12 protein-coding genes and 3 tRNA genes are annotated in these 12,665 nt (G+C 30.4%); 9 read left to right on the forward strand and 6 right to left on the reverse strand.

The features are described 5' to 3' along the window. From AB1Z17_RS02405 to AB1Z17_RS02430, 6 genes are all read right to left on the reverse strand, one after another. On the reverse strand, window positions 1-603 hold a 603-nt coding region (locus AB1Z17_RS02405; protein ID WP_368050196.1), incomplete at its 3' end, for an HYR domain-containing protein. A 534-nt stretch (window positions 604-1,137) separates the two neighbouring features. After that, window positions 1,138-3,564, reverse strand: a complete 2,427-nt coding sequence (locus AB1Z17_RS02410) for a DUF4982 domain-containing protein (protein WP_368050197.1) — start codon at window positions 3,562-3,564, stop codon at window positions 1,138-1,140. Window positions 3,565-3,573: 9 nt separating this feature from the next. Further along, window positions 3,574-4,722, reverse strand: coding sequence for an arabinogalactan endo-beta-1,4-galactanase (locus AB1Z17_RS02415; RefSeq protein WP_368050198.1), 1,149 nt, complete (start codon window positions 4,720-4,722; stop codon window positions 3,574-3,576). 93 nt (window positions 4,723-4,815) lie between these two features. Beyond that, a tRNA-Arg gene (locus tag AB1Z17_RS02420) sits at window positions 4,816-4,887 on the reverse strand. Window positions 4,888-5,032: 145 nt separating this feature from the next. After that, window positions 5,033-5,118: transfer RNA gene (locus AB1Z17_RS02425), tRNA-Leu, on the reverse strand. Window positions 5,119-5,141: 23 nt separating this feature from the next. After that, window positions 5,142-5,213 (reverse strand) — tRNA-Gly (locus AB1Z17_RS02430). Between the two features lie 179 nt (window positions 5,214-5,392). Here AB1Z17_RS02430 and cyoE point away from each other — a divergent pair. The 9 genes from cyoE to tsaB form a co-directional block, all read left to right on the forward strand. Then, complete coding sequence (gene cyoE / locus AB1Z17_RS02435) at window positions 5,393-6,298, forward strand: heme o synthase (RefSeq protein ID WP_368050199.1); 906 nt, start codon at window positions 5,393-5,395, stop codon at window positions 6,296-6,298. Between the two features lie 15 nt (window positions 6,299-6,313). Next, on the forward strand, window positions 6,314-6,895 hold the full coding sequence (locus AB1Z17_RS02440) for a heme-copper oxidase subunit III (protein WP_368050200.1): 582 nt from the start codon (window positions 6,314-6,316) through the stop codon (window positions 6,893-6,895). 57 nt (window positions 6,896-6,952) lie between these two features. Next, window positions 6,953-7,933, forward strand: coding sequence for a cytochrome c oxidase subunit 3 (locus AB1Z17_RS02445; protein ID WP_368050201.1), 981 nt, complete (start codon window positions 6,953-6,955; stop codon window positions 7,931-7,933). An 18-nt stretch (window positions 7,934-7,951) separates the two neighbouring features. Next, window positions 7,952-8,308, forward strand: coding sequence for a cytochrome C oxidase subunit IV family protein (locus AB1Z17_RS02450; RefSeq protein ID WP_368050202.1), 357 nt, complete (start codon window positions 7,952-7,954; stop codon window positions 8,306-8,308). Window positions 8,309-8,378: 70 nt separating this feature from the next. Then, window positions 8,379-9,026, forward strand: a complete 648-nt coding sequence (locus tag AB1Z17_RS02455) for a hypothetical protein (protein WP_368050203.1) — start codon at window positions 8,379-8,381, stop codon at window positions 9,024-9,026. Between the two features lie 4 nt (window positions 9,027-9,030). Then, window positions 9,031-9,657, forward strand: coding sequence for an SCO family protein (locus tag AB1Z17_RS02460; RefSeq protein ID WP_368050204.1), 627 nt, complete (start codon window positions 9,031-9,033; stop codon window positions 9,655-9,657). Next, window positions 9,657-10,172: a DUF420 domain-containing protein gene (locus tag AB1Z17_RS02465; protein ID WP_368050205.1), complete on the forward strand. Its 516-nt coding sequence runs from the start codon at window positions 9,657-9,659 to the stop codon at window positions 10,170-10,172. The genes AB1Z17_RS02460 and AB1Z17_RS02465 overlap by 1 nt, the downstream gene beginning before the upstream one ends. A 369-nt stretch (window positions 10,173-10,541) precedes the next feature. Beyond that, complete coding sequence (locus AB1Z17_RS02470; protein ID WP_368050206.1) at window positions 10,542-11,909, forward strand: TolC family protein; 1,368 nt, start codon at window positions 10,542-10,544, stop codon at window positions 11,907-11,909. Window positions 11,910-12,009: 100 nt separating this feature from the next. Continuing rightward, window positions 12,010-12,665: tRNA (adenosine(37)-N6)-threonylcarbamoyltransferase complex dimerization subunit type 1 TsaB (gene tsaB / locus AB1Z17_RS02475; protein ID WP_368050207.1), on the forward strand; the 656-nt coding region annotated here is incomplete at its 3' end.

The following is a 12,665-nucleotide window of genomic DNA, read 5'->3' on the forward strand; positions in this document are numbered from 1 at the left end:
AGACCAAGTTACTGCTGCTCCACAAACGCCTGTGTCATTACTTACACTAATATCAGATGGTAATCCTACGATTGTTGGATCTTCATTGTCCGTTACAATTACATCAAAACTACAAGACACCACAAATGCACCTCCCGAAGTTCTTTCTTCAAAGGTATTGGTCGTTGAACCAATTGGAAAAGTTGAACCTGACGCTAAACCAGCTATTTGAGTAACTATATTTCCAGAACTGGGTGTTGGTGTAGGTGCTGTATAAATTACAACTGCAAAACAATTTCCAATATCATTATTTTGAGTAATGGGACTAACTGGGCAGCCAGTATCAAAACTAACCTTATCTATAACCTCAGCAGCATTTGATTTGGCTTTCTTTACAATTTCTCTTTCATCAACAAATTCTTCAAAAGCTTCATTAAAAAAATAATTGAATCCCACAATTGAAGTAGGCTCCTTTTTTGCTAAATAAGCATATTGGGAGTTGTTTTTTGGTAATAACTCTCCATTTATATGAGTCTCAAAAAAAGACACAAACATTCCAATATATTGGAAAAACACCAATAAAACAAAGAAAAATAATGACCCAATAAAGTAATTTTTTTTCATATATGTAATTTTTTTGTGTTAAACACTTAAAAATTACGATGTCTTAATAGTTAATAACTTTTGTGAAGGGAAATACTCTAATATAACTACAAAAACATGCAATTTAATTATAACTATTATTCTAAAAATTATCTAAATAATCTATAAGAACTTCATATAGGGATTTTCAACTTACCAACAAAAATTTTCAATTTCAAAATTCAACTTGGGGTGTTAAATTATTGGTAATTTGAGGTTTACATACTCAAATATAATCATTTTTTTATAAATAAATAAGAAAAATATGATATTTATCATTCATTAATAGATTATTTAAATAAAAAGCAATCTATAAATTTGAAGGTAATCATGCGTATCATTAATTTTTATAACGTTTTTTAAGCCTTTAAAAGGTTAACATTATTTTTATCCAGATTTTCAACAAGAAATGATATTGGACTCTCAATAACACGGGAAAATTTATTTGTAAATTTCGGAAATTACACTTTCACTTTTTTGTCCTTACAAGCCATCCGGAAAAAGAATACTTAAGTTTTAATTGGTGGAATCTAAATTCAAATTACCTCTTTTTAATTCTTTCCCAGTTACTTTTAATTGAATAGCTCCAACTTGAGTTTTAGACTGAATGGTAACTACTAACTTACCGCTAAACAATTTCATTGTTGGTAAATGGAATAACTCTAATGAAGTTGCATCACCATTACATGCTGCTCTAAAAGTACCATTACCTGTTACTTTGAATTTTAATTGATTGGTTGCTGTAGGACATTCAATTCCGTTTTTATCAACTACCGAAACTGTAACATAAGACAAGTCTTTTCCATCAGCTTTAATAGTTTTTCTATCAGGGCTCAATACTATTTTATAAGGTTTTCCTGCTGTTTTTACTTCTTTTTCAGCAACAGGTTTTCCATCATCATCAAAAGCAACAACTTTTAATGTTCCTGGTTCATAGTTAACATCCATCCACATTAAACGGTAACGGTTTTGTGGTGTAGAATGATTCTTTTTTTGAATTCCCATACTTTTTCCATTCACAAAAAGTTCTGCACTATTATAATTGGTATAAACAAAAACAGGTGTTTTTTCTCCTTCTCTACCTTTCCAATTCCAATGCGGTAAAATATGCAAGGTTTCATCTGTAGTATTCCAGCGACTTCGATATAAGTAAAAACGATCTTTTGGTAAACCTGCCAAATCATTAATTCCAAAATAAGAACTTCTTGAAGGCCAGCTTTCATCATATGGAGTTGGTTCTCCTAAATAATCAAAACCTGTCCAAACAAATTCGCCAATTACCCAAGGTTTGTCATCTTGCAACACAAAATCTTCATCTGGAACATTAGACCAGCTACACGCTTCCAAATCGTACGATGAACTTTGAAAATCAGGATATTGTTTCATTTTCTCTTGAACAACTGGAAATTTATAAATTCCTCTTGAACTTACTGTTGAAGCTGTTTCTGAACCCAAAATAAATCCTTGCGGAAATTTTTCAAAAGCTTCATCATACAAATGAACGCGATAATTTAACCCTGGAACATCTAACAACGCACCAAAACCTGATTCCATTACAGCTTCTACCTGATCCATACCAACAGTTACTGGTCTTGTAGGGTCTTCTCTATGAAAAATATCTTGTAACCATTTTGCACGTTTTACTCCTGCCGTTCCCCATTGATCAGGCACTTCATTTCCAGAACTCCACATTACAATACTCGGATGATTTTTGGTAGCACGTACTAAATTTACAATGTCTTTTTCTGCATATTCTTCAAAAAAACGATTGTAGCCATTTTTTACTTTTGGCACTGCCCATTCATCAAAACTTTCAGCTAAAAACATAAAGCCCATTTCATCGCATAACTCTAATTGTTCTAAGGAAGGCATATTGTGTGAACTACGAATTGCATCGCAACCCATATCTTTTAAAATTGTTAATTGTCTGCGCAATGCAGCTTTGTTAACTGCTGTACCTAACGGACCCAAATCGTGATGTAAACAAACGCCTTTAAACTTTCTAACTTCACCATTTAAACTGAAACCTTTGTTGGCTTCGTATTTAATTTCTCGAATTCCAAAACGCGTAGAAACCTCATCTTTTAGTATTTCATCAACAAATAATTGTGTTTTAGCAGTGTATAAATACGGGTTTTCAGGACTCCATCTACTCGGATTGATAACTTTTATATTTTGAATAAATTGATTTCCAAATTGCGTACTTGTTTTTTCTATTGCAACTTGCTTACCTTTAGCATTATAAATGGCTGTTACTAAATTTGTATTTTGCCCTGTAGTTTCGGTTTTAACCTGTACATTGGCAAATTCATTACTTATTATTGGAGTTGTAATGGTTGTTCCCCACTGATTGATGTTTTCTTTATTTTTTACAATGACACTTACTTTCCTATACAATCCAGCACCAGGATACCATCGCGAAGCAAATTCTTTATTAGAAACTTCTACAGCTAGTGTATTTTCTCCATCTATGATAGATTTAGAAACATCAAAATAAAAATAACTGTAACCATACGCCCACTCGCCTACTTTTTTTCCGTTTAAATAAACTTGAGGTTCACTCATAGCACCTTCAAAAAGCAAGATTACTTTTTTGCCTTTTTCATATTGAGGAATGGTAAACTTGTTGCGATACCAAGCAGTTCCAATATGAGGTAAAGCTCCTGTTCTTCCTGTTTTTTCTGAAGCAACTTCCTCGCCGTTTTGAACAATTGCAACGGTTTGTTTATCTACCTCTTTATCAAATGGTCCATAAATTGCCCAATCGTGTGGAACTGTAACTGTTTCCCATTTAGAATCGTTAAAATCAACTTGAAAAGCATCATTAATTTCTCCCTTTTTAAATTTCCAATTAACATCTAATTCTTTAACAATTCTTACTTGCGAAAAAGCGACTTGTGTAGTTATTAATAATACTAAAACTGAATTGCAAAATTGTTTCATATGTCTATATTATTTTTTTGAACCGTTGTAAAACTGCATTCCTAAAGTTGGTTTGTTATTATGATCGAATAAAGTTGCGTTATCCCAATGAGAACCTTTTCCCCAAAGCGTACTACAATTTGTTGAAACCCAAGCTGGTTCCCAATATACCAATCCAGCTCCTCCAGCATTTTCAATAATTTCCTTTAGTTTATTCAAATAATCTAACTGACCTTGTTCCGTTGCCGGATAACCACTAATTAATGCTTTGCTATCGAGAATATTATTAGCTTCATCTATATTTTCCAACGTAAAAGGATAGGCAGTTTCTACCACCATTAATTTCTTCTTATAGGTATTTATTAACTTTTGAAATACAGCTCCAACATTATTCAACGTATATTCAGACCAAATTGGATAATATGATAAACCTATCCAATCGTAATCTGTAATTCCATTTGCAGTTGCATCCTTAAACCACCACAAACCGTTTTCTGGCTGCGCTATGTGCAACATTACTTCAATTTCTGTGTTTTTTTCTTTTGAAATATCTCTAACAGCCTTAATTCCTTTGTTTATTAAATACGAATTTCTATCCCAATCTATTGGCCAAACTAACTCTTCACCTTGCAAAATCATTGGATTAATTTCATTTCCAACTTGTACCATCTCAGGCACTAAATTTGCTTTTGCTAAATTATTTAAAGTTTCATAGGTATAATTGTATAATAATTCGCCCAATGCTTCTTTATTGTCAATTTCATTTTCCCAAGCTACTGGGATTTTTTGTTTAGAAGGGTCTGTCCAAGTATCGGAATAATGAAAATCGAGTAACACTTGCATTCCTTCATTTTTAGCTTTCTGTATTGTTTTTTTTACATCAACATAATTAGAATAATTTGTCCAAGTAGGGTTATGCCATAAACGTACACGCACCAAATTTGCGCCTGCGTCTTTAAATATTTTATACGGATTCGTATTTATATTGTTTGTGTTTTTATAAACTGCTCCACAATCTTCCATTTCATTTATATAAGACAAATCTGCACCATAATAAAAAGAAGGTGTTTCTGTAGTTTCTTCAGGTTCTAAAACTTCAGGAGAGTTCTTATCGCTACAAGAAGCAGCCATTAACAGTAATGAACCAACTGCAAATAAAAATATTTTTAATTTATTCATTTTTTTAATTGTATATTTTACATTTATAAATGTACGAAAAAATATTTTAGTTAAAAACTTTTTTTTATTCTAAAGTTTTGAAAATTCTAAATGTGACTCCACCAGGACTCGAACCTGAATCTAAAGTTTAGGAAACTTCTATTCTATCCCTTGAACTATGGAGCCTTATTCTTTAAAAGTTATAAAGTTACTTATTTTATCTTTTGAAGTTATTACTTAAAAGTTGTAATATTGAAAATAATTATTAGATAAAAACTTGGCGTAAAACCAAAAAAACTCTTGAAAATCAAACGATTAACAAGAGTTTTAGTACTCGAGATGGGACTTGAACCCATACGGACCTTACAGTCCACTGGATTTTAAGTCCAGCGTGTCTACCAATTCCACCACTCGAGCATTGGTATTTTTATATATTGTAGAGCGAAAGACGGGATTTGAACCCGCGACCCTCACCTTGGCAAGGTGATGCTCTACCCCTGAGCTACTTTCGCAGTCATTATTTTTTATGAACGTGGCATTTATTATCTCAAATGCGAGTGCAAATTTAATACAATTATGATAACAACAAAGCGTTTTTTAAAATTTATTTAAAATATTTTTTTAATCTCCTTATTTTAAGGTTGTAAATGTGTAATAATAAAATATCTTTGCAGAGATTCAAATAAAAATAATGCACGTACCTTCAAAATCTTATAAAAACAACATGAATTTTTCTGCCATTTTTAGTGATTTTAAGCAACTAACCAAAGTGGGTTTATCACTAAGTGTTGTATTTTCATCACTCGCAGGATATTTATTAGCTACTGAAAAAATCGATTTCTCAATACTTGCTTTATTAGCTATTGGTGGTTATTTAATGGTTGGAGCATCCAATGCTTTTAACCAAATTATAGAGAAAGATACCGATGCTCTAATGAAACGCACTATGAATAGGCCATTACCAACAGGCAGAATGCATGTTTCTATGGCACTTGTAATTGCAATTTCATTTACTATTATTGGTTTAGCTATATTATATAGTATTAACCCTAAAAGTGCTTTATTCGGAGCCATTTCTATTTTTTTATATACCAGTATCTACACGCCTTTAAAAGCTGTTACTCCATTAGCTGTTTTTGTTGGGGCAATTCCTGGTGCAATTCCTTTTATGTTAGGTTGGGTAGCTGCAACAAACGCTTTCTCTATTGAACCCGGAATGTTGTTTTTAATCCAGTTTTTTTGGCAATTTCCTCATTTCTGGGCAATAGCATGGTTACAATACGATGAATATAAAAAAGCTGGTTTTAACCTAATGCCAATGGGACAAAAAAACAAAAAAGCGGTTATTCAAATTATAATTTATACTTGTTGCTTAATAATTGTTTCTGTAATTCCTGTTTTAAAATTAACAGGAAGTTTTTATATTTACCCTGTTACCGCTATAATTTTAGTTGCGCTAGGAAGTACAATGTTGTATTATGCTATTAAATTATACAAACATCAAACTAATAAAGAAGCTAGACAATTAATGTTATCTAGTGTTTTATACATAACCTTAATTCAGGTAATTTATGTAATTGATAAATTTTTACATTAAAAAAAATACAAACTAATGAAAGTAACTTTAGAACAAGAATACAAACAAGCCAAAAGAAAATCTGCCAAACCAATGCTTTGGGTTTCTATGATTAGTATGACAATGATGTTTGCCGGCCTAACAAGTGCTTATGTTGTAAGTAGAAAAAGGGCTGATTGGGTTTCTTTTGATTTGCCAAATGCATTTTATATAAGCACTCTTTTAATTATTATAAGTAGTATTACTTTTATGTTGGCAAAACATTTTATAAAAAAAGACAACCGTCAATTAACAAGCGTATTTCTATTAAGTACATTAATTTTAGGAATAGGATTTGTGTTTTTTCAAATTGAAGGTTTTAATCAACTTTTCGATGCTGGATTTGTTTTCGCTGGAGCGCAAAGTACTGTAAAATCATCATTTATTATTGGTATTTCACTTGCACATATTGCACATATTGCTGCAGGAGTAATTGTACTTCTTGTGGTACTTTTCAATCATTTCAACCATAAATATTCATCAAAAGATTCTCTTGGTTTAGAATTAGGTGCTATTTTCTGGCATTTTGTTGATATCTTATGGATTTATCTGTTTTTATTTTTCTATTTTATTAGATAATAAAAAAAAAATGTATTTTTGGCGGAACTAAACTAAAAAAATCAAAACAAATCTTATATGGAAGCAACTGTTGCTACTAAAACTAATGAAAAAACTTGGAGTGGTGGAACCAACAAACCATTAGGTGCAAGTTATGGTAAAATGATGATGTGGTTCTTTATTTTATCCGATGCACTTACATTCTCAGGGTTTTTAGCTGCGTACGGTTTAATGCGCTTTAAATTTATTGAATCTTGGCCAATTGCCGATGAAGTATTTACACATTTCCCATTTTTACACGGTATACATGCACCTATGTATTATGTGGCATTAATGACCTTTATTTTGATATTTTCTTCTGTAACAATGGTGTTAGCAGTTGATGCTGGTCATCAAATGAATAAAAAGAAAGTGACCTTTTATATGTTACTTACAATAATTGGTGGTGTAATTTTCCTTGGATCTCAAGCTTGGGAATGGAAAAACTTTATCAATGGTTCATATGGAGCTGTTCAACTAAATGATGGTAAAATAATTCAATTTGTAGACGCTACAGGACATCAAGTAACATTAGAAAGTTTTGCACAATCATCTAATTCTGAAAGAACGCAACATACAAAAAATAAAGGAGTTTGGTTTGTTGACGAACCTGCATTAGCAGCTTTTTCATTAAAAGAAGTTATCGACGGGTTTAACGCAAATCCAGATATAACAATAAGAACTGAACTTATAAATCCTGAAACAAAAAAGAAAACAATTATACCGCGAGAAAATGCAATGTCTTATTTAAATGAGGCGAATATGGTTGTAAATGGCGCAAATTTAAAAGTAAATGAATATGGTAAAACCTTGTTCGCAGATTTCTTCTTCTTTATAACTGGGTTTCACGGTTTTCACGTTTTTACTGGGGTTTTAATCAATATCATTATATTTTTTAATGTTATAATTGGAACTTACGAACGCAGAGGACATTACGAAATGGTTGAAAAAGTAGGATTGTATTGGCACTTTGTAGATTTAGTTTGGGTATTCGTATTCACATTCTTCTACTTAGTTTAATTCATTAAAATTTTTAAAATGGCAGCACATTCACAAGAACATACATCGCACACAAAATTAATTTGGAAAGTATTTGGTATTCTTTCAGTTATAACAATTGTTGAAGTAATTTTAGGTATAATAAAACCAGATGCACTTCATTTAACAAAAATATTAGGAACAAGCCCTTTAAACATCATATTTTTAGTATTAACAATTGTAAAGGCATATTATATTACTTGGTTTTTTATGCACATGGCCGATGAAAAAAAGAGTTTAAGACGCTCTGTTGTTTGGTCAGCAGTTTTTCTAATTATTTATTTGGCAACCTTGTTATTAATAGAAGGAAGTTATATTAACGATATATTAGCTCCATTAGTAAAGTGGAATTACTAATACTTTAAAAATATTTAAATGAAGAAGGTGGTTTTTTAACCACCTTTTTTTTATTTTTGTAAAAAACATAATGAAAAAATTCTGGGTGCTTTTTAGCTTATTTATTTTGCCATTAGTATTTTATATTTTCCTTTCAAAAGGAATTTATAAATATTCTAATTTACCTGTTTTAACAGAAAATGTGTTAGCAATAAATCAGTTTTCTTTTGAATCAAAAGCTACGTTTAACAACAATTTAAGTATTGTTTGTTTTTTAGGAAATGAAATAAACACCGCAAAAGGTAGTATGTTTAATTTGAATCAAACAATTTACAAACGCTATTACCAAAAACCATATTTTCAAATTGTTGCAATAATCCCTGAAGCATCAAAAGAGCAATATAAAGAAGCAATTGCAGAACTTTCTGCATTTACAGACATTAGTAAATGGAATTTTATCTATACTAATGAAGCAAACATCACCAAGTTATTTGATAGTTTTGAGACACCCTTTTCTTTAAACGAAGCATGGTATTCGAACAACGCATATATTGTAGATATGGAATCGCGTTTAAGAGGAAGAAAAGATGATGAAGACACCAAAGATGGTAAATTGTATGGATATAATATGAAATCTGTTGCAACGTTAAAAAATAAGATGAAAGATGATATTGATATTATCTATTATCAATTAAAAAAATCTGCTGAAAAAGAAAAACGTAGAAAAAGAGAAATTTAAAACAATGAAAAAATATTCGTACGTAGGCATTGCTTTTATAATTTTAATATTTGGTATATACACAATTCCAAAAATTGTAAATAGATTTAAAACACACGAACTTGTAAAAATTGGAGAAGTACCTTCTTTTGAATTTACAAACCAGGATGGAAAACTAATTTCAGATGCATTTTATAAAGATAAAGTGTATATAATAGAATTTTTCTTTACCACGTGCCCTACTATTTGTCCAAAAATGAATGCGAATATGGTAATACTTCAAAATGAATATTATGGTAATTCAAATTTTGGAATTGCATCATTTAGCATTAATCCTGAATATGATACACCAGAAATTTTGAAGGAATATGCAAAAAACCATGGGGCAACTTTAAAAAACTGGAATTTTTTAACTGGAGATAAAGAAACTATTTACAACCTTGCAAATCAAGGTATTGCGCTATACGCTGGTGAAAATAGCGAAGCCGAAGGAGGTTTTGAACATTCTGGAATGTTTGCTTTAATTGACAAGCAGGGAAATATTCGCTCAAGATTAGATGAATATGGAAACCCAATTGCTTTTTATGATGGTTTGGATGCCAAAAATATTCAAATGATAAAGGAAGATATAGCAATTTTATTAAAAGAATAATGAGTTCAGAAACTAAAAAATATAATAAATGGATTGTAATTTTATCAATTGCAATTCCGTTAGTAGTCGCTATTTTATTTGGAGTTAAAATAGATGCGCAATTGCCAATATTTTTACCTCCAATTTATGCCAGTATAAATGCGTTTACTGCTATACTTTTAGTGTTAGCAGTGTGGGCAATTAAAAATAAGAAAATAAAATTACACGAAAAACTAATGAAAACCGCAATTGTGTGTTCTATACTTTTTTTAGTAATGTATGTTGCTTATCATATGACTTCAGAATCTACCAAATTTGGTGGAGAAGGCATTATAAAAACAGTTTATTTTGTTATTTTAATCTCACATATTGTGCTTTCTATTGCAGTAATACCATTTGTACTAATAACTTTTGTTAGAGCAATTACCAAGAATATTGAGCTTCATAAAAAAATAGCACGTTTTACATTTCCTTTATGGTTGTATGTTACAGTTACGGGAGTTATAGTTTATATAATGATATCACCCTATTATTAGTATGAAAAAAACAATATTTTCAATATTTTTATTTCTAACTTTTTTGAACGCAAATTCACAATGCGCTATGTGTAAGGCTGTTGTAGAAAGTGGTGGTGATACTTCTCAAGCCGAAGGATTAAATACCGGCATTTTATATTTAATGGTATTTCCTTATCTTTTGGTAGGTGTTCTATTGTATTTTATATTCAAATATAGACGTAAATTCAAACTTTAACATTTCTATAAGAGACTAAATGTGTAACAAACAATAATTTTAATCGTCATATAACAACATCAACTAAACCGCATTTTTTAGTCGTGTTTTAATTAACACTTCTATTCGGTTTAATTTATTATAATAAATTAAAAACTAATAAACTCAATTAAATGAGAACAAAAATTGTTACTATTCTAGTACTTGTATGCTGTTTTTCTATAAATGCACAAGATAAAAAATGGACCTTACAGGAATGCGTAGATTACGCAGTAGAAAATAATATTTCCATAAAACAACAAGAGTTAAATAAAGAGTTAATTGAAGAAGATATAATTACTGCAAAAGGTAATTTTTATCCTTCATTAAATGCATCTGCCTCACAAAACTTTAATTTTGGATCATATATAGATAATTATGGTGGACGTGTTTCAAGAGATAGTAGATCCAATAGTTTTGGATTAAATTCTGGAGTAACACTCTACAATGGTAATAGAAATAAAATAAATTTATTACAAACTCAAAAAAGTTTAGAAGCTGCTGGATTCGATCTAGAAGAGAATAAGAATAACATAATGTTATATGTAGTAAATTCTTATTTAAATGTATTACTAAATAAAGAAAATATTGTAATTGCAGAAGAGCAGATTGTAATTAGTAAAGGTCAATTAGAAAAAGCTGAAGCTCTAGTAAAAGCTGGAGAGGTACCAAAAGCAAATTTATTAGAAGCACAAGCAACATTGGCTAATAATGAGCAACAATTAACAACAGCACAAAACGCATTAGACTTATCGTTATTAAGTTTAGCACAATTATTACAAGTGTCTCATCATGGCTTTCATATTGAAGATGTATCTTTAACTATTGACTCAGCTTCATTAATTTATAATGATACTGATGCTATTTTTAACGCCGCATTAGCGAGTTTGCCTGAAATTAAAAGCGCAGAAATTGCTGTTGAAAATTCTGAATTATCGGTTGATAGAGCAAAAGCAGGATTTTTACCTTCACTTTCTTTTGGAGCTGGAATGGGAACTTCGTACCAACACAACCAAGGTTCTAAAGATGTGCGTGCAATTTTAGATGAAAATAACAATGTAGTTTATGTGCCAAATGGTTTTGGAAAACAATTGGAAGATAACTTAGGTTTTAATGCTGGATTCTCTTTAAGTATTCCTATTTTTAATAGATTTCAAACTAAATCTGCCGTAGCAAAAGCAAAAATAAACCTTCAAAGAACTGAATTAGCACTATTAGACAGACAGGTTAAATTAAGAGAAACTATAGAAAGAGCCTATGCAGATGCAAAAGCTGCTTTAAACCAATTTATTTCAGCTGAAAAAAGTTTATTTGCTCAAAAAGAATCTTTTAAAAATGCACAAGAAAGTTATAATTCTGGTGTAATGACTTCCTTTGATTTTGATCAAGTTAGAAACAGATTGGTAAATGCACAATCTTCAATGACAAACGCAAAATATAATTTTGTATTTAGAACTAAATTATTAGAATATTATTTAGGCATTCCAATTGTTTTAAATTAAAGTTTACAAAAATAGTTAATTAAACATCCAACTTTTTTAAGTTGGATGTTTTGTTTTATAGCACTCTAATTAATTATATTTGCAACTAAATATCTAAATTTTGGCGTACCTACTAAATATTGAAACAGCTACTAAAAATTGTTCGGTTAGTTTAGCAAAAGATGGTAAAACCATTGCTATAAAAGAATTAAACGACGGTGGTTACTCTCATGCAGAAAAACTACATGAATTTATTAAGGTTGTAATAGCAGAAGCAAAAATAACAATAAATGATTTAAACGCTATTGCAGTAAGTAAAGGGCCTGGATCTTATACTGGATTACGAATTGGAGTTTCTGCAGCTAAAGGGCTTTGTTTTGCTTTAAACATTCCACTTATTTCAATTAATACGATGCAATCATTGGCGCAATCTGTTTCAATTACCGAAGGTTATATAATTCCCCTTTTAGACGCGCGAAGAATGGAAGTATATAGTGCCGTTTTTAAAAACAACGTTAGTATAAGAAATGTTCAAGCCGAAATTATAGATGCAACTTCTTTTAAAGAATATTTAGATAAAAACACGGTTTATTTTTTAGGTGAAGGTGCTGAAAAATGCAAAAATATAATTACCCATAAAAATGCTGTTTTTATTGATGGCAAATTTCCTTCAGCAGGAGAAATGTCTGCACTTTCTTATGAAAAATACAAAAAAAACGACATCGAAGATGTCGCTTATTTTGAACCATTCTATTTAAAAGATTTTGTAGCAACTAC

The sequence above is a fragment of the Lutibacter sp. genome (genome assembly GCF_040883305.1).
Taxonomy (GTDB): domain Bacteria; phylum Bacteroidota; class Bacteroidia; order Flavobacteriales; family Flavobacteriaceae; genus Lutibacter.